The organism is Vibrio sp. 10N.222.49.A3 (assembly GCF_041475145.1).
GTDB classification, from domain to species: domain Bacteria; phylum Pseudomonadota; class Gammaproteobacteria; order Enterobacterales; family Vibrionaceae; genus Vibrio; species Vibrio tasmaniensis_A.
This window is the reverse complement of the sequence record NZ_JBFRVM010000231.1, coordinates 1-532: the sequence shown is the minus strand read 5'-3', so window position 1 is coordinate 532 and position 532 is coordinate 1. Positions and strand designations below refer to the sequence as shown.

Annotated in this window: 1 pseudogene; it reads right to left on the bottom strand. The window is 47.4% G+C overall.

From position 1 onward, the window contains the following. Positions 1-225: 225 nt before the first annotated feature. Positions 226-532 (bottom strand): annotated as a pseudogene (locus tag AB4589_RS23740) (hypothetical protein); the annotation flags it as partial.

The following is a 532-nucleotide window of genomic DNA, read 5'->3' as shown; positions in this document are numbered from 1 at the left end:
CCCCTTATTGATGGCCATTGTAGCGGTCTTTTTTATCCTTCCTTTCTTGCACGGCCTTTCTTATAAAAAACCGTGAATAGAGAAATCCCTTCCGAATGAGACTGCGTGCGCAAGATAACCCTGAATAACCTGTTGGGAGAAACCAGAAAAATGAGAGATAGAGCAGGGTAGGCTAAGGTTCAGACGTGCTGATCCCTCCGCCTTCGCGGAGACGAACGTGTCTTTTTAATTAGGGGCCAGGTCCGGTTGATACTCACTAAAGAAGGCTGAGGTTGATTGCGCATAGGTGTTTAACGTTGACGCATTGAAGATCTCTTGTATCCCTGACGCTATCTTACGGAAAGAGAGCCATTGAAAGCTCAGTCCTTTCTTTGTCTGGCGTTCCCGTGTTGCGAGGATCAATTCGCTGATGTTGGTGTAACGCACGACTTTTAAGTCATTAAAGAAGCGAGGTGTAAACTGTTTGTACGCGGGTGCACTGCGTATCGTCCCTTCGTCTTGGTCGACACACACATTGATCCGCTCACTGTGA